General features: G+C 61.8%; 24 protein-coding genes and 3 pseudogenes. 12 read left to right on the top strand and 15 right to left on the bottom strand.

From position 1 onward, the window contains the following. Together Q0S16_RS03100 and Q0S16_RS03105 are read right to left on the bottom strand one after the other, a co-directional pair. Positions 1–990 (bottom strand): annotated as a pseudogene (locus tag Q0S16_RS03100) (flagellin); the annotation flags it as partial. A gap of 331 nt (positions 991–1,321) precedes the next feature. Then, on the bottom strand, positions 1,322–2,902 hold the full coding sequence (locus Q0S16_RS03105; protein ID WP_295844929.1) for a flagellin: 1,581 nt from the start codon (positions 2,900–2,902) through the stop codon (positions 1,322–1,324). Positions 2,903–3,350: 448 nt separating this feature from the next. Between Q0S16_RS03105 and Q0S16_RS03110 the strand changes: the two genes are divergently transcribed. Then, the gene (locus Q0S16_RS03110; RefSeq protein ID WP_295844932.1) at positions 3,351–3,542 is read left to right on the top strand and encodes a hypothetical protein; all 192 of its coding nucleotides are present in this window, start codon (positions 3,351–3,353) and stop codon (positions 3,540–3,542) included. A gap of 33 nt (positions 3,543–3,575) precedes the next feature. Here the strand turns inward: Q0S16_RS03110 and Q0S16_RS03115 are convergent, their stop codons facing one another. The 6 genes and pseudogenes from Q0S16_RS03115 to Q0S16_RS03140 form a co-directional block, all read right to left on the bottom strand. After that, the gene (locus tag Q0S16_RS03115; protein WP_295844935.1) at positions 3,576–3,764 is read right to left on the bottom strand and encodes a hypothetical protein; all 189 of its coding nucleotides are present in this window, start codon (positions 3,762–3,764) and stop codon (positions 3,576–3,578) included. A gap of 79 nt (positions 3,765–3,843) precedes the next feature. After that, a pseudogene (locus Q0S16_RS03120) lies at positions 3,844–4,193 on the bottom strand (methyl-accepting chemotaxis protein); the annotation flags it as partial. A 351-nt stretch (positions 4,194–4,544) separates the two neighbouring features. After that, positions 4,545–5,099, bottom strand: a complete 555-nt coding sequence (locus Q0S16_RS03125) for a hypothetical protein (RefSeq protein ID WP_295844936.1) — start codon at positions 5,097–5,099, stop codon at positions 4,545–4,547. 2 nt (positions 5,100–5,101) lie between these two features. Next, complete coding sequence (locus Q0S16_RS03130) at positions 5,102–5,266, bottom strand: hypothetical protein (protein WP_295844938.1); 165 nt, start codon at positions 5,264–5,266, stop codon at positions 5,102–5,104. 277 nt (positions 5,267–5,543) lie between these two features. After that, positions 5,544–5,741, bottom strand: coding sequence for a hypothetical protein (locus tag Q0S16_RS03135; RefSeq protein WP_295844941.1), 198 nt, complete (start codon positions 5,739–5,741; stop codon positions 5,544–5,546). A 276-nt stretch (positions 5,742–6,017) separates the two neighbouring features. Beyond that, positions 6,018–7,112: a bifunctional DNA primase/polymerase gene (locus Q0S16_RS03140; protein ID WP_295844945.1), complete on the bottom strand. Its 1,095-nt coding sequence runs from the start codon at positions 7,110–7,112 to the stop codon at positions 6,018–6,020. 374 nt (positions 7,113–7,486) lie between these two features. Here Q0S16_RS03140 and Q0S16_RS03145 point away from each other — a divergent pair, with 374 nt between their 5' ends. From Q0S16_RS03145 to Q0S16_RS03185, 9 genes are all read left to right on the top strand, one after another. After that, on the top strand, positions 7,487–8,134 hold the full coding sequence (locus tag Q0S16_RS03145; RefSeq protein WP_295844948.1) for an AAA family ATPase: 648 nt from the start codon (positions 7,487–7,489) through the stop codon (positions 8,132–8,134). After that, a complete protein-coding gene (locus Q0S16_RS03150; protein WP_295844950.1) occupies positions 8,124–8,417 on the top strand; it encodes a hypothetical protein in 294 nt (97 codons plus the stop codon). Before Q0S16_RS03145 ends, Q0S16_RS03150 begins: the two co-directional genes overlap by 11 nt. Before the next feature lie 107 nt (positions 8,418–8,524). After that, positions 8,525–9,490, top strand: coding sequence for a site-specific integrase (locus Q0S16_RS03155; RefSeq protein ID WP_295844952.1), 966 nt, complete (start codon positions 8,525–8,527; stop codon positions 9,488–9,490). Positions 9,491–9,730: 240 nt separating this feature from the next. Beyond that, the gene (locus tag Q0S16_RS03160) at positions 9,731–10,240 is read left to right on the top strand and encodes a helix-turn-helix domain-containing protein (protein WP_295844956.1); all 510 of its coding nucleotides are present in this window, start codon (positions 9,731–9,733) and stop codon (positions 10,238–10,240) included. A gap of 100 nt (positions 10,241–10,340) precedes the next feature. Then, positions 10,341–11,012: a hypothetical protein gene (locus Q0S16_RS03165; protein WP_295844958.1), complete on the top strand. Its 672-nt coding sequence runs from the start codon at positions 10,341–10,343 to the stop codon at positions 11,010–11,012. A 549-nt stretch (positions 11,013–11,561) separates the two neighbouring features. Then, a complete protein-coding gene (locus Q0S16_RS03170) occupies positions 11,562–12,287 on the top strand; it encodes a hypothetical protein (protein WP_295844962.1) in 726 nt (241 codons plus the stop codon). Between the two features lie 14 nt (positions 12,288–12,301). Then, entirely contained in the window at positions 12,302–12,466 is a 165-nt protein-coding gene (locus tag Q0S16_RS03175; RefSeq protein ID WP_295844964.1) for a hypothetical protein, read from the top strand. Between the two features lie 231 nt (positions 12,467–12,697). Continuing rightward, positions 12,698–12,940, top strand: coding sequence for an AbrB/MazE/SpoVT family DNA-binding domain-containing protein (locus Q0S16_RS03180; protein WP_295844966.1), 243 nt, complete (start codon positions 12,698–12,700; stop codon positions 12,938–12,940). Continuing rightward, positions 12,894–13,274, top strand: a complete 381-nt coding sequence (locus Q0S16_RS03185; RefSeq protein WP_295844968.1) for a type II toxin-antitoxin system PemK/MazF family toxin — start codon at positions 12,894–12,896, stop codon at positions 13,272–13,274. Before Q0S16_RS03180 ends, Q0S16_RS03185 begins: the two co-directional genes overlap by 47 nt. A gap of 449 nt (positions 13,275–13,723) precedes the next feature. On the opposite strand, the gene Q0S16_RS03190 is transcribed toward Q0S16_RS03185, so the two are convergent. Both Q0S16_RS03190 and Q0S16_RS03195 read right to left on the bottom strand, forming a co-directional pair. After that, a complete protein-coding gene (locus Q0S16_RS03190; protein ID WP_295844970.1) occupies positions 13,724–14,089 on the bottom strand; it encodes a flagellar biosynthesis repressor FlbT in 366 nt (121 codons plus the stop codon). Between the two features lie 100 nt (positions 14,090–14,189). After that, positions 14,190–15,770 (bottom strand): flagellin, encoded by a 1,581-nt coding sequence (locus tag Q0S16_RS03195; protein WP_295844971.1) that lies wholly within the window; start codon positions 15,768–15,770, stop codon positions 14,190–14,192. Between the two features lie 449 nt (positions 15,771–16,219). On the opposite strand from Q0S16_RS03195, the gene Q0S16_RS03200 reads away from it, so the two are divergent. Together Q0S16_RS03200 and Q0S16_RS03205 are read left to right on the top strand one after the other, a co-directional pair. Next, positions 16,220–16,489 carry a hypothetical protein gene (locus Q0S16_RS03200; protein ID WP_295844973.1) on the top strand — a complete coding sequence of 90 codons (270 nt, stop codon included), beginning with the start codon at positions 16,220–16,222 and terminating at the stop codon, positions 16,487–16,489. A 599-nt stretch (positions 16,490–17,088) separates the two neighbouring features. Then, positions 17,089–19,866, top strand: coding sequence for a tetratricopeptide repeat protein (locus tag Q0S16_RS03205; protein ID WP_295844975.1), 2,778 nt, complete (start codon positions 17,089–17,091; stop codon positions 19,864–19,866). Between the two features lie 60 nt (positions 19,867–19,926). Here the strand turns inward: Q0S16_RS03205 and Q0S16_RS03210 are convergent, their stop codons facing one another. The 5 genes and pseudogenes from Q0S16_RS03210 to Q0S16_RS03230 all read right to left on the bottom strand — a co-directional run. Beyond that, the gene (locus Q0S16_RS03210) at positions 19,927–21,507 is read right to left on the bottom strand and encodes a flagellar biosynthesis protein FlgL (protein WP_295844976.1); all 1,581 of its coding nucleotides are present in this window, start codon (positions 21,505–21,507) and stop codon (positions 19,927–19,929) included. 8 nt (positions 21,508–21,515) lie between these two features. Next, positions 21,516–23,381 carry a flagellar hook-associated protein FlgK gene (gene flgK, locus Q0S16_RS03215; protein WP_295844979.1) on the bottom strand — a complete coding sequence of 622 codons (1,866 nt, stop codon included), beginning with the start codon at positions 23,379–23,381 and terminating at the stop codon, positions 21,516–21,518. Between the two features lie 40 nt (positions 23,382–23,421). Continuing rightward, complete coding sequence (locus Q0S16_RS03220) at positions 23,422–25,275, bottom strand: flagellar hook-basal body complex protein (protein ID WP_295844981.1); 1,854 nt, start codon at positions 25,273–25,275, stop codon at positions 23,422–23,424. Between the two features lie 201 nt (positions 25,276–25,476). Further along, positions 25,477–25,980, bottom strand: a complete 504-nt coding sequence (gene msrB / locus Q0S16_RS03225) for a peptide-methionine (R)-S-oxide reductase MsrB (RefSeq protein ID WP_295844984.1) — start codon at positions 25,978–25,980, stop codon at positions 25,477–25,479. 112 nt (positions 25,981–26,092) lie between these two features. Then, positions 26,093–26,348: pseudogene (locus Q0S16_RS03230) on the bottom strand (FAD-dependent oxidoreductase); the annotation flags it as partial.

Below are 26,348 nucleotides of genomic sequence, written 5' to 3' on the forward strand. Positions count from 1 at the left end.
GTTGGCGCCGGACGCCCCCGAGGCGGTGAAGGTCAGGATCTTGCCGTTGACGGTCAGGGTGTCCCCCGCTGCGAATGACGACGACAACGCGTCGGTGCTGTCGGTGCCGGACAGCTTCGTCGCCGTAGCAAGGGCCGGCGAGGTTACCGTACCGCCGGTGCGGGTGGCTGTGTTGGCGCCTGCCGCGGACAGGCCGAGCTTGGCCAGAACGCCGGCCGAACCCGTAACCGCGAGGTTAGCGGTCGTACCTGTATTCAGCGTCAGCTTACCACCAGTCGTCGCCGTGCCGGTTGTGCCCTGCAGGGTGTCGATGGCCGCGGCCAGGTCGGTCACGGTCGCATTGATACCAAGCGTATAAGCGGTACCCGAGCCGGCGAGCGCGCCGGTAGCTCCGAAGGTGATCGTCTTGCCGTTGATGGTCAGCGTATCGTTGGCAGCGAGGCCCGAAGCGGTGCCGGCTACGTCGGTCAGGCCGGACAGCAGGGTGGCGCCTGTCGCCGCGGTGGCGGCCGCCGAATAAAGCTGACTGCCCGCAGCCGCGGTAGTGCTTCCGAAGGCGGCCGTCGCAGTGCCGGTCGCCGCCGTGCCGGTGAACGCGGCACTCAACGTGCCGTCGCCGAGCAGATTCGACGCCGTGGCGCCGGAGACCGCGACGCTGGTCACGGACGATTTGGTATAGCCGACCGTGGTCTGCAGCGCCTGGTTGGCGATCGACTTGGCGGAATCGACGAGCTTCTGGATCGAGGTGATGCCGGTATTGGCGGCCTGCAGGATCTGCACGCCGTTACCGATGCCGTCGAGCAAATTGTTGATGTCGCTTGACCGCGAATTCAGGGCCGACGCGGTGAAGAAATTGGTGGGGTTGTCGAGCGCGGAGTTGACCTTGTTGCCGGTCGACAAGCGGTTCTGGGTGGTGGAGAGCAGGTCAGCCGTGGACTGCAGCGAGAGCAGATTCTGACGGACGGACGCTGAAAGCGTGATGCCGGACATACGATGGTACCTTCCTACTGGACGCAAGAACGCCCATTCTTGGGCGCTGTAGGTACGATGAGGCCGCAAAACTTAATGGCGCGTAAAATAAACCCGTCTTTTTAAAGCTCTGGCGTGTATTATCGTCGCGTATACGCTGGAAAGCGACGGTAAATCAGTGGCTTGATTGGTATATGGGTACGCGATAAAAAAATTGCGGCGAGATTTCTCCCGCCGCGACAAATCGCCAAATGATACCGCAACCGGCGGCAGCCGGAGCAAAACCGCCGAACGCACGAAAAAGGCGGCGGGGTTTCCCCCGCCGCCTTCGTTTCGTTCAGTCTGCCGAGGTTTAGCGCAGCAGCTGCAACACGCCCTGCTGGGCGGTGTTGGCGAGCGACAGCGCGGACACACCGATCGACTGGCGGGTCGACAGCGCCTGGCTGTTGGCCGCTTCCTCATTGGTATCGGCGAGCGTCAGGTTCGACGCGCCGGTCTGCAGCACGTTGATCAGGCTCTTCGAGAAGTCCTGACGGATCTGCACGACCGACAGGTTCGAACCGAAGCTCGAGGCCTGCGAGCGCAGCGTGGTAGCCGCCGTGGTCAGGCTGGTCACGGTCTTGTTGGTCGCCGCGTTGTCGGTGAAGTCGGTGCCCGCCGTCAGCTTGGAGAGGCCGAGACCGCCGGGGCCGAAGCCGACGCCCGCGATGCTGAGCTTGGAAGTACCGGTTTCGTTGAAGGTCAGCTTCAGCGTATCACCATTGAGCAGGTTGACGCCGTTGAAGGACGAATCCTGCGCCGTGGTGGTGATCTGGTCAATGACCTGGTTGTACTGGCTGATCAGGCTGGCGCGGGTAGCCTGCGAGGTCGGATCCTTGACGGCGTTGACGACGCTCTGGCCGTTGAAGCCGATCGACGCCGTGCTGGACGCGGTGCCAGCGACGGTGCCGATGTTGGACGAAGCCGCATCGTTGGTGGTGGTGATGCTGAGCTTGCCGGTGGTATCGAGGCTGGCCTGCAGATTGTTCGTCGCCAGCGCCGCGTTCAATCCGTCCAGCGTCGAGACCTGACCAGCGCTGCTGCCGAAGGTGATCGACGTTGCGGCACCGCCGCCCGTCGCACCAATCGTCAACGTCTTGCCCTGCAGCGCAGGGACACCGGCCGTACGTGCCTGGGTGACGCCGCCGCTGATGCCGAGAGCCGTCAGCGCATTCGCGTTCGAGCTGGTGATCGACAGATCCGAAGTCGTCCCGGTGTTGATGGCGAGCTTGCCAGCCGTCACCACCGAACCCGTTCCACCGGTCAGGCCATCGATCTTGCCCAACAGGGTGGTAACGGTATCGCTGGTGTTGATCTGATTGGCACCAGCAGCACCGGAAGCCACGAACGACAGGGTCTGGCCATTAATGGTCAGGGTGTCACCCGAGGAGAAGCCCGACGTGAGCGAGTCGGAGTTCGCAGCAGTGGTCAGGGACGTGGTACCGGTGATCGAAGCCGGAGTAGTCAGGTTATTGACTGCGGCCGTGCCGGTGAAAGTTGCGGCTGTCGGGGTCGCGGTGCCGAGCAGGTTCGACGCGGTCGAGGTGCTGTTGGCAAGGCTGGTGATCGACGACTTGACGTAGCCGACCGTGGTCTGAAGCGCCTGGTTGGCGATCGATTTGGCGGAGTCGACGAGCTTCTGGATCGAGGTGATGCCGGTGTTGGCGGCCTGCAAGATCTGCACGCCGTTGCCGATACCATCGAGCAGATTGTTGATATCGCTGGAACGCGAGTTCAAGGCCGACGCGGTGAAGAAGTTGGTGGGGCTATCAAGCGCCGAATTGACCTTGTTACCGGTCGAGAGCTTGTTCTGGGTTTCCGACAGAAGCGATGCAGTGGCCTGCAGCGAGAGCAGGTTCTGGCGGACGGCGGACGAGAGAGTGATGTCGGACATTTCTGAAACCTTCTGTTTTTACATGTCACTGAAATTCTTCCAGCGACGGCCGGCAGCATGAAGGAGACCGTGTAAAGAAGTGTGAAGATCATTCGTTCAATGCAACTGGTTCCCGCGACTTATGGCGAATTGAACGGACGGGTTAAGGGAAGGTTAAATTTGCGAGAGTGAGCAAACCCATATTACGCCTGTCGCCGGGCGGTTTCCTCCGGCATTTAAGTCCAAGGCCTCAAAGCCCTTGGCCACTGCCTAGGGGTGATCGCAAACCGCTGGCAGCGTCTCTACAAAGGCCTCGCCCTCACCGGCGGGGCCTTTTGCCTTTCGGGCTCCTGGCGCCCGATAACAGAGCTTATCGGGAGTGAGCATGCCGGGCAGGCACAGCACCCGCCGGCCTCGGCACTTCGCCCCATTGTCGCCGGCGCCATAGATGGTGGAGCGAGCGAAGCTGATGCTACTGCCTCTGCAAAGCGTTTTGCCGGTCACAGCCTACGGTCCGGACTGGCAACGTCGGCCCGTGAACGACGCCCCCGGCCACCTGATCCAGCAACAACTACGCCATAAAAAGTTCGATACGACGAGCGGCTACATTCAGTCGGCGGTGCTGCACAAGCGCAACGCCGCCGACATGGCGGGGCCTTAAGCTATTCGGGCGCCGGTGCCTGCTTCCAGCCGATCAACGGCTTTCCTCGTGGCTGTCGGCATCGAACATCACGCCGCACCGGCACCGGATAGGACCTTTCCCTAGCTTGTCGCGATAGCCAGCGGCCCATAGGGCGTACTTGTTGGCCGTCCACTCCTGGCTGTACCGGATGGTGGCCAGCTCGGCGTCCGTCGCATTCCACGCGGCGCGGATCGCAGCCATTGCTTCATCGCGAGAGGCTGCCTGCCCACGATGATGTTTATTGCGTGGCCCGGTTCGATGAGGAGCCGGGCTTTGTTGCTTAAGCGGCGCGTACGGTGTTGAGGAACTTACCGACTTCGATCTTGAGGCGATTGCTGTCGCGCGACAGAGACTGCGCCGCCGACAGAACCTGCGACGAGGCCGATCCGGTTTCGCTGGCTCCACGCTGCACGTCGGTGATGTGGAGGAGACCTGCTGGGTGCCCTGGGCGGCCTGCTGCACGTTGCGGGAAATCTCCTGCGTAGCCGCGCCCTGCTCCTCCACCGCCGAAGCGATGGTGGTCGAGATCTCGGCCAGTCTCTCGATGGTGCCGCTGATCTCCTTGATCGCGCCGACCGACTCCTGGGTCGCCGCCTGGATCCCGGTGATCTGCTGACCGATCTCGCCGGTACCCTAACTTGCCAAACATTCATGATTGCAATCTGTAGAGACACGAACGCCACCCATATAGTCCAACGTCGGCGCGCCGGCGGAGGGGCGGGCACGGGGCGTAGCCTAGCTAGTTGCCGCGCACCAACCGGGCGAGTTCGTTGATGTATCGTGTGGCATCAACTGTCTCCTTAGTCCGTCCACCATGCCGAAAATTGCCGTTGGCCTTACCCTTCGGAGCGCCACCGCCAGCGCCGTGCATCCGACAGACACGATGGCTGCGGACTGCCGGGGACTGACAAGGCAGGCCGGTGCGCTTCGATTTAGCCCCGCACCTTGGGGCCTCGTTGCATCGGTGCATGGGGTTGTCGGTCATTTCGTTTCCTGCCCCCCGCCACCCCCGACTAGATCCGGCTGCATAACCTGGTCGAGGGTCGGCTGCGATCTGGATTGCAGGGCCGGCGCAGTGGTGATGGTTTCCGCAACCATTGCCTGGTCGGCGTTGACGGTGACGTGCTTCACCACGATCTGTTGCTGCCCTCGACCGCGGTGGTGGTCGAGCCGCTCGGTCAACATCAGGGCCGTACGCGACGCCTTGTCGGCCAGCTGCATATATTTCGCGCGAGCCTGGAAATACTCCGGCGGCTGTGCCCAGGCCAGCCGATACATCGAGAGTGAAGCTTCATTAGCCGCCAGCAATTGGGCAACGATGATGCCCTCGACCGGATCTGCCGGCGCTAACGACACCATTGCGCGGCACATTGCCGTGGTCGACTCGTCGGTCTTCGCAGCGCAGGCTTCTACGACGAGATTGGCAAGTCGCAGGTTCCACTTGTCGTCGTTGCTGCCCGCGAGCGCTTTAAGTTCGCCCTTGGGGTTAGGATCAAGCGTCACTGTTCTTGCTGGCTTTTTAGTTAGTTTTGACATGATCAGGCGGCTTGCGGGTGACTGCTGGCGATCTCCTTCACAATTGCATAGCGGACGAAGTCGGAAGCCGTCATGTTGCGGGCTTTGGCGGCGCGCTTCACTTCGTAAGTGATTTCCTGCGGACAGCGGACCTGAATCCAGCCGTTCTGATGTTGCTTGTCGGCCAATGCGTCCGCTCCATTTTAGCGTTAAAACTTTTTAAAGTTATAACACTATGACGCTATTCTGCAACGTTTTTTCTTTGAGGACATGCCATCATTGGCAGAAACGAAAAAGCCCGCCAGCGATGGCGGGCCTTGCTTCCGATAACCCGCATTCTCGGAAGCTACCTCGACCTTCAACGGAGAGGGTCGCAGGGTGATGCCGGGGGACGCGGCGCACCACCCTGTGCCCATGATTTTCCCGGCTATCTCGACGCCCCAGGGCCGATGCCGGCACCACCCCTCAGTAAGAGCTGGGGTCCGCTACCGTCGGCGGCAGATCGCGGCAACGATCATAGACCATGTCCCAGATCCCAGCAGCGACCCTGTAATCCGCGTCGATATACTTCTCAGTGAGAGCAGCCATGAAGCCGTCGGCATCCTGCATCCCTCGCGGGATGACACGATAGCCATTGAGCTGCGGCGCGGCTGGCGTCGACATGCTGCTCACAAGACGACGGATCACGCTGGCGGCCAGATCATTCGCGGCCGCCGGCTGCAGCTTCCATCGTCCCGCAACATCTGTGAGATCATGCGCTCCGCTTTGTCGCGGTCGATCCGCATTTCCACGTCGCCTCCTTGGTCAAATAAATTATTCGCCTTTTATGGAGAGTGCAGGTTGGCGGGCATTTATCTCGCCACAGGGTCAGGGGGGTACGAAATCATACCCCTATAAGAAACACTACACCCTCCTCTCTGGGGGAGGTGGTGCTGGTCCCTACCCCCACTGATACATGGTTGCCTCACCAGCAAATCGATTGTGCTGTTTGACCTGACGGATGATCCCGGCGGCGATCAGGGCCTTTCGGGCATTTTTGAATCGAGCCAGCGTCCAACTGCCACCGCCGGGCGTCGGCATATGGGCGTGCATCGCGTTGGCGACGTAGAAATCCCTGCCCCAGTTCTTCATCCGTACGGTCATGAACAGCGAGAGCGCGTCAGCGCCAAGCGGCATCACCCGCGTGAACGTGTATTCGTCCATCATGACGGATCGCTGTGCTTCGCCGCCGGCGGCCGCAACGCCGAAACGGTTGGCGCCCTCGACCGTCTTTCGCCACCAGTAATCGCACTTCGCGACCACCTCGGCATCGGTCAGCGGGATCGGAAACTCGCCGTTCTTCGCGCGGGCCGCGGCCAGTAAATCGCCTTTTGTTGCTCCGCCCTCGAAGCACCTCTTAGCGAGGCGGGCCACTACCTGATAAAAAATATCGTCGCGTTCGCCCGGTTGGACGCGGCGCAGGTCGACATCGCTGACCCTTACTTCCTGGGGCTCGGCATTGTCGTTCACTGGCGCTGGCACCAGCCCCGTCAGCGGTGTCTCGATGCCGCGCAGCTTCGTCAGGGCGACCAGATCGTCGAGGCTGCCGTGGATGATCTCGTATTTCTTAATCGCCCCTTGCGACGGGGGCAGCACCACTGGCCCGCCACCCAGGATGTCGATCGGCCGTTGCTTGTCCGGTCGGATCCACCGGCCCTCGCCGTTGTGGCGATAATAGGCATGAAAGCCACCGCTGCCGGTCCGAACGACAAACCGCGAAGGGCCATACTGACGCTGTGCGTCGGCAAGCAGGCGCTCGCCCTCGGCACCCTTCGCATCTACGTCCAGGATCGTCAGCTTGTTTCGAGCACCGGCGAGGCAAGCCAGCCCGTCGGCGTTGGGATAGCTCAGGGAGAGCTGGCGGCTGGCCGGCATACCCATGCGGGCGTACCCGCGGACCGATGGTCGCTTGCGGTCGCCGCTCGCTGTGAACGGGAAAGTCGGGATGCCTCGAGCTTCGTACTCAGGCTGCCACTGCGCGAATGTTCCGGCCATTCAAGGCCCCCATGTTGGGGGCAAATGCGCCGGAGCAACGGTTGAAACCGAGACCCGATTCTGGCATTGTTGCAGTGTCACCTAGCATCAATGTCGCCCTAGTTCCGAACCCTGCCCGCTGCCCGCGAGGTGGGGTTCGCTCGTTTTTGCGTCCGGGAAGACCTGAACCTGGGTCCACCGTTGACAGGACATTATGTGAACATGGCCCTTAAATCAAACTCTAGTACCCGTCTCGACCGGATACACGCAAAATAGAGCGACGTTTCAACGCCTTAGCATTGTAGCGCTACAGCATCGCAGCGCCGTGGCCTTACAATGCTTTTACGCTTTCACGCTTTGGTGTTATGACACTACGCGATTTGCGGGGGAGCAAGATGCGAACCATCACCTTCACTAGTCAAAAGGGCGGCGTCGGCAAGACGTCGTTGGCGGCCTCTCTGGCCGTCGCGGCCGCTCAGGCCGGCGAAACCGTCATCGCCCTCGACCTAGATCCGCAAGGCTCGCTGGGTGCCTGGGGAGACGAACGGCAGGCCGAGACGCCCGCGGTCGATCGGCTCGGCCCTGATCAGATTGCGCAGCTCCCGTCGATCCTGACGGCCCTTGCGGCCAAGGGTTTCACCCTCTGCATTCTCGACACACCCGGCATCGCCAACACCGCGGCGAATCTCGCCGTGAACGCGGCCGACCTTTGCCTGATCCCTGCCCGGCCTTCCCGGATCGATATCGTCGCCACCTGGCCGACGGTCGAAGCCGTGAAGCGTATCGGCCGACCGCTGGCATTCGTCATCAATCAGGCGCCACCGGGCCGGAACACCAGAGCCTCAGAAGCGGCCGCCGGCCTCGGCCTGCTTGGGCTGCTTGCCGAACCGATCATCACCGCCCGCGCCGACCATCAGGACGCACTCGCCGGCGGCACTGGCGTCACCGAATACAATCCGACCGGCAAGGCCGCTGAGGAGGTGCAAGCCCTCTGGGCCTGGGTCGATCAGCGGACCAAGGGGAAAATGAGCAATGTCGCGTAGGCCATCGATCATCGGCTCACTGATGCCCGGCTCCGAGCCGGAACCTGAAGCGCCCGCCACCGCGACAGCCGCGCCGTCGCCAGCCTTGAAGCCCAAGGGGCCGGACATCGTGCACACCAGTCTATACGTCCCGCGGGCCAGCTATCGGAAGCTGCAGGAGATCGCCCTTACCCAAGATCGCAAGGTGCACGACGTGCTAATGGACGGCATCGACGCCGTATTAAAGGAGCATGGCCACGCCCCGACCGAGCGCCGCAAGCGCGGCCCCAAGGCAGCGTCATAACACGAAAGTGTTATAACATTCTAGCGCTATAATGTTGCAGCACTGTCCTTACACGGATAGCGTCCGGTAATTGATTTTCTCGGAACCGATCTCAGGGGGAATTTGCCATGCAAGCGCTCGCCGTTGTCGACATCACCACCAGCCTGCCAGCCGTCCACCAGGCCGACATCGAGCGGGCGCTCGACTACGCCCTGGCCGACAAGGCTGAGTCGACCCGGAAGGCCTACAGGTCGGACTTCGCGGCATTCGAGGCGTGGTGCCGATCGCGCCAGATCTCCCACATGCCGGCCACCGCGGCCGCCGTAGCGTCCTATCTCGCATGGGAGGCGGCACAGGGCGCCAAGGCCTCGACCATCGGTCGCCGCTGCGCTGCCATCCGGTATTTCCACAAGCTCGCCTGCGAGACGACGCCGACCGATGCGGAATCGGTCAAGGCGACCATGCGCGGCATCCGTCGCATCATCGGCGCCAAGCCGGTCAAGAAAGCGCCGGCCACCGGCGATCTGACAATGGCGATGGTCGCGGCGATCGAAGGGGAGAGCCTGCGCGCCCTGCGGAACCGGGCCCTCCTACTGTTTGGCTTCGCCAGCGCCTGCCGCCGATCGGAGATCGTCGCCTTCGACGTGGCCGACCTGCAGGAGAGCGAAGAGGGCTACCGTGTCACCATCGGCCGGTCCAAGACGGATCAGGAAGGGGCAGGCCACAGCATCGCCATTCCCCGCGGTGCACGGGCGTGCCCCGTCAAGGCCGTCAGAGCATGGCTGGAGGCCGCCGGCATTACCGAGGGGCCGGTGTTCCGTCCGGTCGACAAGGCGGGCCGTGTGGCTGCTGCGCGCCTCAGCGATCGCAGTGTGGCGAACATCGTCAAAGAAGCGGCCGAAGGGGCAGGGCTCGACCCGGCATCGTTCGCCGGTCACAGCCTGCGTGCGGGCTTCCTGACGTCGGCCGCAAAGCGCGGCGCCAACATCTTCAAAATGATGGAGCAGTCGCGCCACAAGTCTGTCGAAACGCTGCGCGGATACGTCCGTGATGCCGAACTATTTCAGGATCACGCTGGCGCTGGTCTGCTATAGTCTGCTTATTGAAAAAAAATGGCTGAATGGTCGGGAAAATTGCTTCCCCACCAGACAGGAAGTGTATTTCCTGAGGTGAGGGCGAAAGCCGGCCAGCTAAGCATCGTTACTGTGCAGCGCTATTCGGCAAGCAGCTCAATTATAGCAATACAGGTGGCCCCGCCGTTTTCCCTACCCGTCTGTCCGGGTCCCATTGAAAGCTAGTTTTTGCAGGCGTAACTCGGCTTCAGGAGATCAACCATGACCGAGACAGCGCCGCCAAATACAGTACTTACCTTTCCCACTCCAGCCTCCGCGGGGGCGGCGCCGAAGCCCGCTTCGTCCGTCGAGAAGATCTGGGGCAAGGCCGTTTGCGGGCATGGCTACGCCGGCATCCCGTCCGTGCTGATCCAGGGCCAGCGTCGGCTCGGCATCAACACCACCCAATTCAATATCATCGTTCAGCTTTTGGATTACTGGCGAGAGCCATCACGAAAGCCGTTTCCCACTAAGCGGGACCTGGCCCAGCGGATCGGCGTCACCGAAAAGACGATCCAGAACAACATCCGCGATCTTGAAACGGCGGGTCTGATCCGCCGTGAGCAGCGCAAGACCGCTGCAGGGGACTGGAACAGCAACCTCTACCATCTGGATGGGCTAGTGCAGCGGGTGAAGGCGCTGGAGCCAGACTTTGCGGCTGAAAAGGCGGCGAAGAAGGCGGCTAGGACGGCTCGGGAGACGCCGGCGGGTCTCCGGAAAGCGTCTACCTAAAAATTTACCCCGGGTGCATGTCGTAAGACAGAGGCGGTCCCGGGGTATACGCTCCCCAATCTAGGGGGTGGGGAAGAAAAATCAAGAAAAACCTTAGCCCATGACTACTGAAATATCTCATGCCGACCTGGAACAAGCGCTTTCCCTAGAACGGTTTGGCCGTTACCTAGCCTGGGCCGATGGGGACCGGGGCCGGGCACTGGAACTCTACACCCTCAACAGCCTGATCTCCGAAAGTCTCTACATTCCGCTCCAAATGCTTGAGGTGGCGCTGCGCAATAAGGTGCACGCTGTGATGACAGAAGCCCTTCATGACGGCTGGTTTCACGACGATGGCCTCCTGCTGGGGGACCGACAGCCCGACCAGATTGCCGCGGCGATCGACGACATCACGCGCGACGGACGCGACGCGACGCCCGGCCGAATCGTCGCTGAGGTGACCTTCAGCTTCTGGACCGCGATGTTCGGCACGCCCTATGACGAACTGTGGAAGACGACCCTGCATCGCGTTGCCCGGAAGCCGAATGGCAAGGGAGTCCTGCGTAAGGATTTTGCCGGTCCGCTGACCCCTATTCGGATCCTGCGCAACAGGATTGCCCATCACGAGCCAATCATCGCCTGGAACTTGGCCAAACATCACGGAAAGATGGTCGAACTGACCGAATGGCTGTCGCCGGCCGCCGCTGCTTGGTGCCGTCAGCACGATCGCTTCGATCAGGTCTACCCGAAGGACCGGATCAGCCTCGCCGTAATTCCGAAAGCAGAAGAATAGCGAGAAGGGCAGTTATCAGCAAAAGAAAAGGGCGGGGAAACAGGCCCTCCAACAGCACCCCCACCACCACCCGTCTAGGGGGTGTGGGGGTGTGGTGAGGTAGCAGGAGCGGTCAATTTCACAGGTGAGGGAATCACCTGCCTGACGGGGTGGCCTGAAAATGCAGGCTGGATGCAGGCTAAGGATTATTCGCCGAGCGTTTGAACTAATGCCGAAGAATCAAACCAGGGGCCGCCGCTGCCCCTGGTTACAGATTTTTGCTGGTCACGAATCGCCAAATCACCCCTTAATGCGCACTGTGCCGGATGCCGTCTGGCACCAGGCTGCAATCGCGCGACCTGCATCTGAGGATTTGAACAGCCGCAGACAGACCCGGAAAAGCAAACGGCCCCTCAGTTTGGCGACTGAAGGGCCGGAAAATTCATAAGCGACTTGGGGTCACCTGACCTCCCCAACCTCGCTGATCCCATTTCGGGAGTCAATCGGAAACGTCGTTTCCGGTGACGAGATTGCTTTGCCCTGACGTCGGCGGCCCGAAGGGGCCAAACTATGTTCCGAGCCGCGCTCAAGAGCGCAATCGACGCCGCGCACCCGCGTCAGATCGACCACCTGTCACGCACGCTGTGGCAGGCCCATGCCGCCGGCCACCTGCTCGATGGCGAGGCTCAGGAACTTGCCGAACGCCTCCACCAGCGACGCCAGCCACCACCCGAGGCGCAGAGCGCGTTATTTCCGATGCCGGGCACTCCGGAGGCCCAGAACCGCAAACGTGCATGGACGGCCTTCCCTGAGAGGGTGGAGCAGCGTTCCCCCGATCGCCGGGCCTCGATCGAGCGCAGGCGGCACCTGGCAGCGTCGGGGCCGCTGCCGCCGGCTATGGCCTCCCGCTTCACCGTCGGCGAGCTGGCGGTGCTCCGGATTGTCGGGGATGAGGTGGCGCAGCACGGTCTCTGCGATCGGAGCCTGGCCGAACTGGCAGCAAGGGCCGGCGTGTGCAGGAAGCTGGCGCAGCGGACGCTCCGGGTGGCGGCCCGTGACGGGCTGGTGATGATCGAGCGGAGACCCAGGCCGGGGCGGAAAAATCTGTCGAACCTCGTCCGGATCATCTCGGCCGAGTGGTCGTCATGGCTGCAGCGGGGGCGGCGCCTTCGTCAGGTACAGGGGGAAAAAATTGTCCCCCCACGGCCAACAAATTTAGAAAGGGGCTTAGCGAGGACAGAAAAGGCGGCTCCGACTCGGCGCTACAGCGAGCGCTGGCGTGGTGGAGGCGGCTGATAGGCGAGGGCAACATGACCACAGAACCGAACGAACCATCTGAGAACGACATCGCCGGCATGGCGTGGTGGAACGCCATGGAGGATCACGAGCGCAAAGCGTGGTTCGATCGCATCGGTACCGGCATCCCGCGTGATGTCTGGGAGTTGTTCAAATCCGAAAACCCTGACGTTCGATAATCAATCTTATTAAATGCTAGGGTGCATTTATGAATTGGTGTATGCATGAATGCATTTCCGTGTGGGTATGAACGCGCACGTCCTGTGGCAGCACACCACATTAACTATCGATAATGGGATCAAACCTTTTCTTGATTGCGTGAAACAAAGATTGGTGTATCTTCATTGTAGAGCCAGCCAGTTGTGATTGATAGATATTGATGGTGTAAGTGCTGGCTCTGGGAGAGTTCCATGAACGCGCATTTCTCGAAGTGGGGCAACAGTATTGCCCTGAGAATCCCTGCTGCCTTCGCAAAGGAACTAGACGTATTTGAAGGTAAAGCTGCTGAAATCACTGTAAAAGATGGCTCGTTGGTGGTGACACCAGTGCTTGGTCCGGTCTACACGCTGGACCAGTTATTGGCGGGCATGACAACCGAGAATTTGTATGGCGAAATTGGCACGGGCGGACCTGTCGGAAACGAAGTCTGGTGAACCTTATTGCCCCGACGTGGGCGATTTCATCTGGGTCAATTTCCATCCTCAGGCAGGGCGCGAGCAAGATGGCTCGCGTCCTGCACTCGTTTTGAGCCCCAAGCGGTACAATGAGTTCTCGCGCCTTTGCATTGCCTGTCCAGTCACCACTCAGGATAAGCACAATAACTTCCAAGTGGTCATCCCGGACGGCTGCGAATTTACCGGCTGGGTAATTAGCGACCAGATCAAAAGCATTTCCTGGTACGATCGCGGGTCTCAATCGAAGGGGCGCTGTCCTGGCGAGGTCGTAAGCGAAGTGATGGCAAAAGTCCGGACGCTACTTCCACAGTAAAACAATTATTTTCGGTCGATTCCGAAAAAGCGCTAGAGGCGATGGGCGGGGCGTCAGAACTGCACCGTCGCGCTGAAGATGTTCGTGCTACGATCAAGGCGGCTGGCGGCCTAACGGAAATCCGGCGCCAAATCGACCAAACGCGCGCGATGCCTTTCTGATCTCACCATCAGGCATCGGAACCGTTTTGAAAATAGGCTTGTGGAGTAGCTAATTACACTTCGGAAAAATCTGTTGATGCGAGGCCTTAGCGAAGGCCTGCGCCATCTGCGTTTGATGCGGATGAAAATAAATATGTGGTCACAGGCGACGGGAAAGCGGGCGATCCGAAGTTCACCTTGGACCGCTTGATCGACGCGCCGCAGGACGAGAATCTTGGCGCTCCGTCGATCGATTTGGAAGCCGGCGCCGGATCCGAAGTGAAATGCAGGCCAATGATGGACTGCGCATCATCTGGACTTAGGCCCGATAAGTTTTCGGTACTCCAGCAAGGCACCGTAAAATGATCCCTTGGAGATATGATCATTTGCGATTTGAACGATGTCGCTTGATTCCGGGTTTTCTTTAAGGAGAGCATCTACCAAGTCAAAATATGCGTCGAGGTTCGAATTGATGCCCAAGTAAGCTGTCTGCACAGCGTAATAAACTCGCTTCGCAGATGAGTCGGCATCGTCCTCGGATAGCGTATGTTCTTGCCGAAGGACTGGTCCCGCGCCGTGGATTTTTAACTTGGCAGTTTCATTCCAGATATTGAGCACACGACTGGTGCCGACCATTAGCCACTCTTGCGGCTCCAGCCTAATTCTCAATGCCATCGCGCTTCTCCAACGGCAGAGTTAGCCACGCTGATGGTTAACAAAAAGAAAAAGCGGCGGGTTTCCCCACCGCTTTATTCGTTGGTTGCTTGCGCCGAACTTAGCGCAGCAGCTGCAACACGCCCTGCTGGGCGGTATTGGCGAGCGACAGCGCGGAGACACCGATCGACTGGCGGGTCGACAGCGCCTGGCTGTTGGCCGCTTCCTCATTGGTATCGGCGAGCGTCAGGTTCGACGCACCGGTCTGCAGCACGTTGATCAGGCTCTTCGCGAAGTCCTTACGGATCTCCACGACCGACAGGTTCGAACCGAAGCTCGAGGCCTGCGAGCGCAGCGAGGTAGCCGCCGTGGTCAGGGTTGCCAGGGTCTTGTTGGCCGCCGCGTTGTCGGTGAAGTCGGTGCCCGCCGTCAGCTTGGAGAGGCCGAGACCGCCGGGGCCGAAGCCGACGCCCGCGATGCTGAGCTTGGAGGTACCGGTTTCGTTGAAGGTCAGCTTCAGAGTATCGCCATTGAGCAGGTTGACGCCGTTGAAGGACGAATCCTGCGCCGTGGTGGTGATCTGGTCGATCACCTGGTTGTACTGGGTGATCAGGCTGGCGCGGGTGGCCTGCGAGGTCGGATCCTTGACGGCGTTGACGACGCTCTGGCCGTTGAAGCCGATCGACGACGTGGTGGACGCGGTGCCGCCGATGGTACCGATGTTGGACGACGCCGTGTCGTTGGTGGTGGTGATGGTCAGCTTGCCGGTGGTGTCGAGGCTGGCCTGCAGATTGTTCGCCGACAGCGCCGAGTTCAATCCGTCCAGCGTCGAGACCTGACCAGCGCTGCTGCCGAAGGTGATCGATGTCGCGGCACCGCCGCCCGTCGCACCGATCGTCAACGTCTTGCCCTGCAGCGCGGGGACACCAGGCGTACGCGCCTGGGTGACGCCGGTGCCGAGGCCGAGAGCCGCCAGCGCACCCGCGTTCGAGCTGGTGATCGACAGGTCCGAAGTGGTGCCGGTGTCGATGAGCAGCTTGCCGCCGGACACCGAAGAGCCGGAGCCGCCGGTCAGGCCGTTGATCTTGCCGAGCAGGCTGGTGACCGTGTCGGTGATGTCGATCTGATTAGCACCGGAAGCGCCCGATGCCGTGAAGCTAAGGGTCTGGCCATTGATGGTCAGGGTATCGCCGGCGGCGAAGGCGGTCGACAACGAGTCACTGTTGACAGCGCCGGAAAGCGTGGTGGCACCAGTGATCGCAGCAGGGGTGTTGAGGCGGTTGGTCGCCGCGGAGCCGGTGAAGGTTGCCGTGGTCGGGGTCGCGGTGCCGAGCAGGTTCGACGCGGTCGAGGTGGCGTTGGCAACGCTGGTGATCGACGACTTGACGTAGCCGACCGTGGTCTGCAGCGCCTGGTTGGCGATCGACTTGGCGGAATCGACCAGCTTCTGGATCGAGGTGATGCCGGTGTTGGCGGCCTGCAGGATCTGCACGCCATTGCCGATACCATCGAGCAGATTGTTGATGTCGCTGGAACGCGAGTTCAGCGACGACGCGGTGAAGAAATTGGTCGGGTTGTCGAGCGCGGAATTGACCTTATTACCGGTCGAGAGCTTGTTCTGGGTTTCCGACAGAAGCGATGCGGTGGACTGCAGCGAGAGCAAGTTCTGACGGACTGCGGACGTAAGTGTGATGCCGGACATGTTGGATACCTTCCTGGTAAACTAAACTTCGATCTTCTTGACCGATGCTGGGAAGATGATCCGCAGAGTCTAACAAGACGTGAAACGAAACACGCGAATTCATCACTCGCAGAACGAGCAACTACACTTCGATTCTCCCCCACAATATTACCTCAACGCTACGTCTGGTTATATTTGTGCAATCGAATCAATGCTTTTCGAATATGCCTGATGCCGATACTGATGATCGCCTCTGGTATCGAAAAACCTTTTTGGTTGTAGCGGCGGTGACGCGAGCTCGAATAATTTTTTTATGGACAGCGATCTTTTTTTTAGCCGCCTGTATGCGGATACTAGTCAGCGATCGAAAGTACCTTTCCGTATGAAATATTACCTCTGTAGTTCGGCGCGAATGACGCGCCTTTTCGACTACAGTATAATTTTACCTCGGATAATAAGGCGGAATACTCATGGTTGAATCCAGCGACTTAACTACACTTCATGAGTACGACCGGTGGCCGACAATCACCCAAAAACATGTCACCGTCGAACAGAACGACGATATTCGCGGTATCAAAATGCCTTTGCCCAAGGTCATCCGAGAAACGGAACCGCTCGCGTCTGGTGCGGATTGCGGTCGCAAGTCAGGAAGGCCGCGCAGCCGCCACACGGATGCTGATCATTCTTGTGCCGCCTGTATCGAGATACTATCGAGCGACCGGAAGTACCTTTCCGAATAAAATATTACCTTCGTAGCTCGGCGCGGATGACGGATCTTCGACGAGGCGGAACACTCTTGGTTGAATCGATGATGAAAACTACACTTCATGAGTGCGACCGGTAACCGACCGCCCCCCCCGCAAACATGTTGTCGTGGAACAGAACGACAATATTCGCGGTATCGAAATGCCTTTGCCAATGAACCGCAGGAAATGGTACCGCGCGCGTCTGGTGCCAGATTGCCGCCGCAAGCCAGGAAGGCGGTGGCGCGGCCACACGGAGACTGATGTTTCTTGCGTCGCCTGTATCGAGATACTAGCGAACGATCGGAAGTAACTTTCCGAATAAAATGTTACCTCTGTAGCTCGGCTACGAATGACGTATCTTCAATGAGGCGGAATACTCTTGGTTGAATTGATGAGGAAAACTACACTTCATGAGTGCGACCGGTAACTGACCGCCCCCTGCAAACATGTTGTCGTGGAACAGAACGGCAATATTCGCGGTATCGAAATGCCTTTGCCAATGAACCGCAGGAAATGGTACCGCGCGCGTCCGGTGCCAGATTGACGCCGCAAGCCAGGAAGGCGGCGGCGCGGCCACGGCGTCCGAATCACCTATGCTGCCGATCACGATGTTCCGATTGACCGGTCACCAGATGAACGCACCTGCCCGCTCCGACAACAAGGCGACCCGCAAGGGGCTGACGCATCTCGGTGCCGGCCGGATCGCGGAGGCGGAACGGCTGTTTCGCAGCGTGCTGAAGTCCGATCCCCACGATGCTGGCGCCAATCACGGTCTCGGCCTGGTCAGCTTGCGGCGCGGGCAGCCGCGCAACGCGCTGGCGCTGCTGACGGCCGCCTTGCAGGCCAATCCCGGCGAGGCGCAGCACTGGTTCTCCTTCGCGGAAGCCCTGCTGCTGACTGGTTCCGCGACTGACGCCCGCACGATCCTGGACAAGGCGCTCAGCCGCGGCCTCGGCGGTCCCGCGGCGGACGCGCTGCGGCTGCGGATCGGCCACGCCGACGCGCAGCAGCAGGCGGTGGAACACCAGAAGTCGGGACGGCTGGCGCAAGCCCGCGAGATCTTCGAGCGGATTCTCGCCGAGGACCCCGACCATGTCGACAGCCTGCACATGGCGGGGGTACTGGCGATCCAGGAAGGCCGGCCGGCCATCGCGGTCGGGTTGATCACGCGGGCTATCGCGATGTCCAACGGCGTCGCGGCGTTTCACGGCAATCTGGGCAGCGCTTTGGCCGCGGCCGGGCGCCGCGACGAGGCGATCGCAGCCTTCGAACAGGCCATCCGCCTCAACGCCGGCGACCTCGACGCCCGCAACAACCTCGCCACTGTCCTGATGGATCACGGCCAGGCCGACGCCGCGCTGGCGCAGCACCGCGAAAACCTCCGGCTGCAGCCCGACAGCGCCAACGCCCACAACAATCTCGGCAATTTCTACAAGAAGACCGGCGAGATCGCCCTGGCGACCGCGTGCTACGAACAGGCCATCGCACTCGACCCGGCCTTCGCCCTCGCGCACAGCAACTTGGGTACGCTGCTGCGGGATACCGGCGAGATTGCCGGGGCGATCGCGTGCTACCGGCGCTCGGTGGCGGTCGACCCGGCCTTCGCCGAAGCGCATTACAACCTCGGTTCGGCGCTGCAGCGCGAGGGACAGCTCGACGAGGCCCAGTTTCACCTGAAGCGTGCCACCGAACTGAAACCGGGTTTACAGGACGCATGGATCAACCTTGGCAATCTGCACAAGGGTCAAGGTCACCTCGACGCGGCGATCGAATGCTACGGCAAGGTCGTTGAACTCGGACCCCATGCCGCCAAGGCCAACAACAACATCGGCGCCATCTATCTCGAACTGCACAGGGTCGATGAGGCGATCAGGCATTTTTCCGAAGCCGTGCGCCTCGATCCGCTGCTGGTGGAAGCCTGCAACAACCTCGGCAATGCCGTCACCGAGAAAGGCGATCTCGAGCGGGCCCAGCGCCTTTATCGCCAGGCCCTCGACATCAAGCCCGACTACGCCGATGCCATGAGCAATCTGGCCGGCAATCTGAAAAGTCAGGGCCGCAACCTCGAGGCGATCAAATATTACCGGGCGGCGATCGCGCTGGTCCCGGATCTGATCCTGGCGCACAACAACCTGATCATGATCCTCGGCTATACCGACGTGCCGCATGAGAGGGTGGTCGAGCAGGCCCGCATTTTCGACCGCGAGATCGCAGCCCCCCTGCTCCGCCGCCGGCCGCTGTCCAACACGCCCGATCCCGACCGCCGGTTGCGGATCGGCTACGTCTCCGGGGATTTTCGCCTTCACGCCGTGAATTATTTCTTCGAGCCGCTGCTGCTGCGGCACGACCACGGCGCCGTCGAATTATTTGCCTACGCGACGACCATCCAGGAAGACCAGATCACCGCCCGGCTCAAGCCGCATTTCGACCACTGGCGCAACATCCGCCATCTCGGGGACGATGCCGCCGCCGACCTGATCGAGTCCGACGGCATCGACATCCTGGTCGATATGTCCGGCCACATGGCGCTCAACCGCCTGCTGGTGTTCGCCCGCAAGCCCGCGCCGATCCAGGCGACCTGGCTGGGCTTCACCACCACCACCGGCGTCAGCGCCATCGACTACCGCATTACCGATCCCTACACCGACCCGGTCGGCATGACCGAGCACTTCAACACCGAGACACTGTGGCGCCTGCCGTCCACCTTCTGTGTGTACCAGCCGCGCACGGACCTTCCCGCGCCGATCGACCATCCGCCGAGCGACGACAATGGCTACGTCACCTTCGGCTGTTTCAACAATTTCTCCAAGGTGAGCGACCGCACGCTGGCGCGCTGGGGCGAGATCCTCATGAACGTGCCGACCGCCCGGCTGCTGCTGGAGATTGTCGGCATCGATGGCCCGACGTTCCGCGACGCGACGCTGGCCCGGCTCGAACGCCTCGGCCTGCCGCTCGACCGCGTCCTGCTGGAGCCGCGAAAACTCGCCAACCAGTATGTGCTGTATGACCGGATCGACATCGCGCTGGATCCGTTCCCGTTCAATGGCGGCACCACATCGCTCGACGCGCTGTGGATGGGCGTCCCGGTGATCGCGCTGGCCGGCGGATATTTTACCGGACGCATGGGCGTCTCGATCCTCAGCAATATCGGCCAGCCCGAACTGATCGCGCAGGATGAGATCGACTACGTGGCGCGCGCGACGCGGCTGGCGAGCGATGCGGCGGCGCTGCGCGCGGTGCGCCACGGCCTGCGCCAGCGCATGGCCAACAGCCCGATGATGGATTTTGCCCGATTTTCGCGCGACATCGAGGCCGCCTATCGCGGCATGTGGCAAAAATGGTGCGCGGAGCAGGCGGCGACCGAGACCTGAAGCCGGCGACGTTAGCTGCCTACGACCAGCTGTTGAAGCGCGGCGGCTCCGTGCTAACTGCTAGAGAAATTTGACCAGGCTCATCTGGTACAGTTTCGAGGTGGTCTGATACGACGCCTGCAGCGCGGTCTGCAGCGCCAGGATCTTGGTGGCGACCTCGTCATTGTTGATGCCCTCGATGGAGTCCAGCATCGTCTGCGAGATCACCTTGGTCTGCACCTGGCGATCGGTGGTGGCCTTCACCGAGGCCTGAGCGCCGGCGAAATCGGCCTGGATATCCTGAATGGTCTGGGTGCCCGGAACCGTCGCCAGGTTCTGCGCCACGCGCTGGTTCAGCGCCGCGATCTGGGCATTGGCGTTGGGATCGGTCGCGGACGTCGTCACCGCCGCGAACACCGCGACGTTCTGCAACTGCGACCGCAACGCCTGTTCGTCGGCGCGGGCGCCATATTGCACCGTGATGCCCTGATCGACCTGCGCCACGGCCGTGCCGCGGGCGGAATCGGTGCCGGTTTCGCCCTGATACCATATCACGGTATTGGCCTTGGTGCCCGCTACCAGCGTGGTCGATGCGCCGAGCGGCGTGCCGCTCACCCGCATCGGCGGTTCGCCAAAGAAATCCTTGCCGGCGGCCATCGCCGAGGCCGCCACCAGCGGGCCGTTGGCCAGCGCCGACATCGACTTGCCGAGCTCGGTGTTCAGGCTGGCGGCGGTAGCCGCGGTGGTGGCCCCGATCAGAAAGGTGTTGGCGTCCATTGGCGTCTTAGCCGTCGCGGTCGCCGTCATCACCACGTCCTCGGAAGTGCCGTCGGGCAGCTGGAAGGTGAATTTGACCTGGTCGCCGATCTGCGGATTGGTCGTCCCGAGATCGACCGACATCGATTTAGACACCGCCGCGGCCGGGACCGCCGGCGGCACCGTGGCTGGCAGGTCGACCGGCTGCGTCACCGATGCGCCAACAATCGCCGTCGAAACTCCGGTGAGCTTGAGGCCGAACGGCTGCGCCGCCGGCGGCAGCGGCGGCGCCGTCAGCGGGCCGGTCGGGTCATCTTCGGTGATCTTCACCGAGGTCGCCGTCGCGCCCATCGAGGTGGTGACGCGACCAAGACCGCCAGTGCCGAGATCGGCCTGCTTGCGTTCGCTGATCACCGTCTTCAGGCCGGCGATGGTGGCACCGTTGCCATTCATGATCTGGTCGGCGGGCGCCACCGGCGCGGTGTCGGTGGCGCGGCCGGAAAAAAGATAGCGGTCGCCGGACTGCGCGTTCAACATGTCGACCGAGTCGAAAAAGCCCAGCGACGCGGTCTTCTGGCCGGCGGTCTGGCCGGTATTGTCGAGCGTGCTGCCCGCGCTGACCGCCGCGCCCTTCACCGAGGATCCGATATCAGCCAGCCGCTGCAGCGACAGGTTCGCGACCTGGATGCGCGTGTTCACATTGACCGCGGTATCGGCATAGCTATCGAGCTTGGCGAGCTGCGATCGCAATCCGATCGCCAGGCTGCGTCCGCTGCCCTGCCCCGCATAGGTGGTGGAGACCTTGCCGCTCGCCAATTGCTGGGTGAGCGTATCGAGCTGGCTGCGCAGGTCGAGAATGCCCGAGCCGATGTAGGATGTTCGTCCACTTACGCCATCGATGGTCATGATCTACCTCAGAATGCCTGCATCAGGGTCTTGTACATGTCGTTGACGGTCGACATCACCCGCGCATTGGCGGAATAGGCGTTCTGCAGCGACAGCAGATGCGCCATCTCGTCATCGATATTGACGCCCGACGTCGCCGTCATCTTCTGCTGCAGCGTGTTGAGCACCACGTTCTGGCCATCGGCGAGCTGCGACGCCGCGCTGGCGGCGGCGCCCTGCGCGCTGGTGAACTGTTGCATGTAGCTCAGCAACGTGCCCTTGAACGGCGCGCCGCCGACGCCGGACTGCGGCGAATAGGTGAAGGTCGCGCTGCTCAACTGCTGAAGGATGAAATTGGCCCGCGTGGTGTCGCCCGCCGCCGTACCGGTGCCGTACAGCACCAGCTTCGACGGGTCGGAGGCCACCGCCGCATTGACCGTGAGGCGCCCGGCCAGCCCGGTCACCTGCGAGCCGGTGCCGGTGATCGCGCCGCTGTAGGCCGCGCCATTGTCGGTGAAAAGCGACAGCGCGGCACTGCCGGCCGACAATGAATTCGTCGCCGCCGTGCTGGTCACCGATGCGGCGGTGATCGTCGAGAAACCCGGATTGTTCTGCACAGTGATCGCAGCGAGCGACGTCCCGGAGAACTGCACCCGGCCGTTCATGGCGGCGTTGAGCTGGTTGACCACCGAGGCGACGCCGCCGGAAAAATCGATCCCGAACACCTCGTCGTTCGGATCGGCGGTCGCGGAATTGGACAGCGGCAGCGCGTTGGAATTGTCCACCCGCATGAACGAGATCTGCTGCTCGGCATTGTTGCCATCGAGATAGGTCAGATGCATGACGTTGCCGGCCTTCATGTCGGCCGCGTTGAGGGCAACGGTTTGCGTGCTTGGCAGGGTCGTCACCACCGTGCCCGCCGTGGTGGTGTCTGAAAGCGCGCTGGAGATCGAGCCCGCGAACTGGTCGAGCTGGTTCTGCGCCTCGACCAGCGAGCTATCGCGCAGTTCGACATAGGCCGCGATCTTGCCGGACTTGATGCTCTTGGTCAGATCGATCGACCCGCCATTCGCATAGGTCACCGAGATCGAGCCGAGATTGCTGATCGCCGGATTGGCGTCCCATGTCGTATTGGGAGTCACGGTGCCCTGCGCGTTGAACGACAGCTTCGCCGCTTCATTGCCGACCAATTGCACGCCGGATCCGGTGAACACGGTGACCTGATTGGCGCCGTTGGTGGTGACTCGAATGTCCATCAGCTGCGATAGCTGGGTGACGTACTGGTCGCGCTGGTCGAGCAGCGCCGCGGTCGGGGCATCGGTCGAGGTGCCGCCGTTCGGGTTGCTCGCCAGCTGGTTGTTGATGGTGGCGATCTGCTGCATCAGACCGTTGGCGGTGTTGACGGAATCGCTGATGCCGGTTTCCGCCGCGCCGCGCAGCGTCTGGATCCCGCGCGTCATCGAATTCAATTGCTGCGCCAGCGCATTGGCCGCGTTGACGACGCCGATCCGCGCCGACGCGCTGTCGGCGCTGGTGGACAGCGCCTGCACCGCGGTGGTGAGGCCATTGAAGGCCGTCTCCAGCGTGCCGGTGGAATCCGGATTGCCGTACAGGCTCTGCATCTGCTGCAGAAAGCTCGACTTCAGCGTGGCGTAGCTGGCGCCCGAGGTTTCGGTGCGCAGCTGCGCCTGCACATAGGAGTCGAGCTCACGATTGACGCCGACGATATTGACGCCGGTGCCGACCGATCCGGTGTTGGTGGTGACCTGATCGATCGTCTTCTTGACGTAACCCGGGGTTTCCGCGTTGGCGACGTTCGACGACACCAGCGCCATCGACGCCTGGTTGGCGCGCAGGCCGGCCATTGCAATGGAAAGGGCGTCGTTCAGACTCATGACATACTGCCGATCTCAGGGACCACGGGGGACCGCGGGCCTATCTCATGACGTTCAGAAGATCCTGAACCATCGTGTTTGCCGTCGTGATGACCTTGGTATTGGCGGAATAGGCCTGCTGGGTGACGATCAGCTTGGTGAATTCGTCGGCGATGTCGGTGTTGGAGGATTCCAGCGACGAGCCCGAGATGCTGCCGCCCTTGCCGTACAACGCGCTGCCCGATTCATTGGTCGTCTCGAAGGCGCCGCCATCGAGCCGCTTCAGGAAGTTGGCGCCATTGAAGGTGGCGACGCTGACCTCGGCGAGATCGATGTTGCGGCCGTTCGAATAGGCGCCGACGACACGGCCATTGTTGCTGACCGAGACGCTCTGCAACTGGCCGGCGGCGTAGCCGTCCTGCTGCAGCTGATTGACCTGAGCGTTGCCGTTGGTATCGGCGAACTGGGTCAGGCCCCCGGTGCCGAACGCCATGGTGACATTGCCGAGCGAGGTGCCGCTGACCGTCAAACCGCTCAGCGTGATCTGGCCGATCACCGGCTGCATCTGGCCGTTCGGCCCGAACTTGAAATCGGTGCCGACATTCTGCCAGCCGACGGTGGTGCCGGTGGCCGCCGGATTGGTCTGGTAGAACAGGTTCCAGGTATCGGTACCGCCCTGCGTCGCCGATTCCACCTTGGCCCAGCGGAACTGCAGATTGACCGGCGCGCCATTGCCGTCATAGGCGGTCGCCGCGCCGCCGCTGATCGACTCGTCGAGAAAGGTCTGGTTGTCGCTGCCAATCACCACGCCGGTGCCCGCCGTACCGCCGCCGGCACGCAACGCCGTCACGGTGCCGGTGAAGCCAAGCGCCTGGAACGCGGCCACCGACGTCGACGACGTACCAGCAACCAGCGAGATATCATTCGCCGCGCCCGAGTTCAGCGTGATCGCGCCGGTGGCGGAGACGGTTGACGGCGTCGTTGAGCCGCTCAGTGTGTCGATCTTGGTCAGCAGGCTCCCGACCGTCGCGCCAGCGAGATTGATATAGGTTGTGCCCGCCGTTGATCCTGCCACCGAAGGGGATGCGTAGAACTGAATAGTATTGGTCACCGTGGTGCCGCCATTGGTGACCTTCAAGGTCAGCGTATCGCCGTCAGCGAAACCAGTCGGCAACGAATCGGTGCCCGAGGCGCTCACCAGCGCGGTGCTCGCGGAAATCGGCACCGGCGTCGTCGCAAAATTGTTGCGCGTATTGCCGGTGACGCCCGTGTTGGAATAGGGCGTCGCCGCGGTGCCCAGCGTACGGGGGTTCTGCGCGAAATCGGCCGGCCGCAGCAATTCCGAGCCGGGCACGGCGGTATTGTGCTTGGTGGTCAGCGGGTAGCTGGAAAGGTTGGCGCGGTAATCGATCTTGGTGGTCTGCTGCGACGGCAGAAAGTCATTCTGGAATTTCAGAACCTGCGGCGTGCTGCCGGCCGGATTGCCGGTGGTGGGATCGATCTTGACGCCTTCCAGATAATAGCCGGCGCCGTTGACGAGATAGCCGTTCTTGTCGAGCGAGAAGTCACCTCGCCTGGTGTAGTTGTTGACGCCGGTAAAGATCGGGCTGTTGTCGGCAAAACTGCCAGGCTTCTGTACGGCGAAGAAACCGTCGCCATTGATCGCCATGTAGGTGGACACCGACGATGAGGTTACCGAACCCGCGATGGTGTTGGTGCTACGCGATCCCGCCGTCACGGAGCCGGCGAGCTGCGCATTGTTGCCGGTATCGGGAATCAGATCCATGAAGCTGGTATCGATTCGTTTGAACGCCGTGGTCTGCGAGTTCGCGATGTTGCCGGAGATGTTTTCCAACGCATAGGAATTCGCCCGCAGGCCCGCGACGGACGTGGTGAGAGCGCCGAAGATACCCATTACATCGTCTCCAACTTCGATCCGGGCGGCCCGCCGGTTCTGCCAATTCACAGCCGCTGTCGAAGGTGGTGTCGCAAGCCCCGTGCCAAGAGAATTATGTTCGTTATTTCAACGAACTAACAAAAATGCCCCGGTCCTGGGACCGGGGCACATTTGCCTAGCGAGGTAATAATTGCCGGGACGAACCCGTACCCCGGATGGTTAACTCGCGGTAGGCACCGCCGGTTTGAAGACCATCCCGAAACCATCCATGCAGTAGCGCAGGCCGGTCGGCTTCGGGCCGTCGTCGAACACGTGGCCGAGATGGCCGCCACAGCGGCGGCAGTGAATCTCGGTACGCACCATGCCGAAGGTGGAGTCCTTGCGCTCGCCGACGCCGCCGGGCAACGGCTGGTAGAAGCTCGGCCAGCCGGTGCCGCTCTCGAACTTGGTTTCCGAGGCGAACAGCGCGTTGTCACAGCCGGCGCAGGCAAAGGTCCCCTTGCGGTGTTCCTTGTTGAGCGGGCTGGAATACGGCCGCTCGGTGCCTTCCTTGCGCAGGATGTCATATTGCGCCGGGGTCAGTTGCTTCTTCCACTCGGCATCGGTCTTCTCGACCTCGAATTTCTCCTCGGCAGCGGTGGCGGAGGTGCCGCGCAACCAGCTGAAGGACAGCAGCGCGGCCAGGCTGGCGGCGGTGGTGAGCAGATAGCGGCGATCGATCATGATGGTCTCCCATGGCAGTCGAGACGGGGATCTCGTTCGTTCCAATTACGGGCCGGCGACGGCAAAGTTACACCTCTGGCCGGAAATATCGCTCACTTTCATGCGAGGCGAGTTAGCTTCCGACGTTATCGTCGGAGGATCGCGGTCGCGGCCCGCGGGTTCCGGCCTGGCGGTTGGCCTCCGCCATCCGGGCCTCGCGAACCTTTTCGCGAGCCCTGGCGCCTTCGCGGTAACGCGCCAGCACGCCGCCCAGTGCCACGCTCTGGCGTTCCCACTGGCCGATGGCGTGGCCGGCGATGCGGCCGGCGACGCCGCCCGCCCAGACCAGCTCGAACGGAGCGAACTGCCGCCAGCGCTCGTCGCCCGCG

The organism is Tardiphaga sp., from assembly GCF_025356345.1.
In the GTDB taxonomy this organism is placed as follows: Bacteria; Pseudomonadota; Alphaproteobacteria; order Rhizobiales; family Xanthobacteraceae; genus Tardiphaga.

What these genes read in the sequence shown, in the direction of transcription:
- Q0S16_RS03105 (WP_295844929.1), bottom strand. Translation starts at nt 2,902, where the DNA reads ATGTCCGACATCACTCTCTCGTCCGCCGTCCGCCAGAACCTGCTCTCG.
- Q0S16_RS03110 (WP_295844932.1), top strand. Translation starts at nt 3,351, where the DNA reads ATGCTACTGCCTCTGCAAAGCGTTTTGCCGGTCACAGCCTACGGTCCG.
- Q0S16_RS03115 (WP_295844935.1), bottom strand. Translation starts at nt 3,764, where the DNA reads ATGGCTGCGATCCGCGCCGCGTGGAATGCGACGGACGCCGAGCTGGCC.
- Q0S16_RS03125 (WP_295844936.1), bottom strand. Translation starts at nt 5,099, where the DNA reads ATGTCAAAACTAACTAAAAAGCCAGCAAGAACAGTGACGCTTGATCCT.
- Q0S16_RS03135 (WP_295844941.1), bottom strand. Translation starts at nt 5,741, where the DNA reads ATGTCGACGCCAGCCGCGCCGCAGCTCAATGGCTATCGTGTCATCCCG.
- Q0S16_RS03140 (WP_295844945.1), bottom strand. Translation starts at nt 7,112, where the DNA reads ATGGCCGGAACATTCGCGCAGTGGCAGCCTGAGTACGAAGCTCGAGGC.
- Q0S16_RS03145 (WP_295844948.1), top strand. Translation starts at nt 7,487, where the DNA reads ATGCGAACCATCACCTTCACTAGTCAAAAGGGCGGCGTCGGCAAGACG.
- Q0S16_RS03150 (WP_295844950.1), top strand. Translation starts at nt 8,124, where the DNA reads ATGTCGCGTAGGCCATCGATCATCGGCTCACTGATGCCCGGCTCCGAG.
- Q0S16_RS03155 (WP_295844952.1), top strand. Translation starts at nt 8,525, where the DNA reads ATGCAAGCGCTCGCCGTTGTCGACATCACCACCAGCCTGCCAGCCGTC.
- Q0S16_RS03160 (WP_295844956.1), top strand. Translation starts at nt 9,731, where the DNA reads ATGACCGAGACAGCGCCGCCAAATACAGTACTTACCTTTCCCACTCCA.
- Q0S16_RS03165 (WP_295844958.1), top strand. Translation starts at nt 10,341, where the DNA reads ATGACTACTGAAATATCTCATGCCGACCTGGAACAAGCGCTTTCCCTA.
- Q0S16_RS03170 (WP_295844962.1), top strand. Translation starts at nt 11,562, where the DNA reads ATGTTCCGAGCCGCGCTCAAGAGCGCAATCGACGCCGCGCACCCGCGT.
- Q0S16_RS03175 (WP_295844964.1), top strand. Translation starts at nt 12,302, where the DNA reads ATGACCACAGAACCGAACGAACCATCTGAGAACGACATCGCCGGCATG.
- Q0S16_RS03180 (WP_295844966.1), top strand. Translation starts at nt 12,698, where the DNA reads ATGAACGCGCATTTCTCGAAGTGGGGCAACAGTATTGCCCTGAGAATC.
- Q0S16_RS03185 (WP_295844968.1), top strand. Translation starts at nt 12,894, where the DNA reads ATGGCGAAATTGGCACGGGCGGACCTGTCGGAAACGAAGTCTGGTGAA.
- Q0S16_RS03190 (WP_295844970.1), bottom strand. Translation starts at nt 14,089, where the DNA reads ATGGCATTGAGAATTAGGCTGGAGCCGCAAGAGTGGCTAATGGTCGGC.
- Q0S16_RS03195 (WP_295844971.1), bottom strand. Translation starts at nt 15,770, where the DNA reads ATGTCCGGCATCACACTTACGTCCGCAGTCCGTCAGAACTTGCTCTCG.
- Q0S16_RS03200 (WP_295844973.1), top strand. Translation starts at nt 16,220, where the DNA reads ATGGTTGAATCCAGCGACTTAACTACACTTCATGAGTACGACCGGTGG.
- Q0S16_RS03205 (WP_295844975.1), top strand. Translation starts at nt 17,089, where the DNA reads ATGCTGCCGATCACGATGTTCCGATTGACCGGTCACCAGATGAACGCA.
- Q0S16_RS03210 (WP_295844976.1), bottom strand. Translation starts at nt 21,507, where the DNA reads ATGACCATCGATGGCGTAAGTGGACGAACATCCTACATCGGCTCGGGC.
- flgK (WP_295844979.1), bottom strand. Translation starts at nt 23,381, where the DNA reads ATGAGTCTGAACGACGCCCTTTCCATTGCAATGGCCGGCCTGCGCGCC.
- Q0S16_RS03220 (WP_295844981.1), bottom strand. Translation starts at nt 25,275, where the DNA reads ATGGGTATCTTCGGCGCTCTCACCACGTCCGTCGCGGGCCTGCGGGCG.
- msrB (WP_295844984.1), bottom strand. Translation starts at nt 25,980, where the DNA reads ATGATCGATCGCCGCTATCTGCTCACCACCGCCGCCAGCCTGGCCGCG.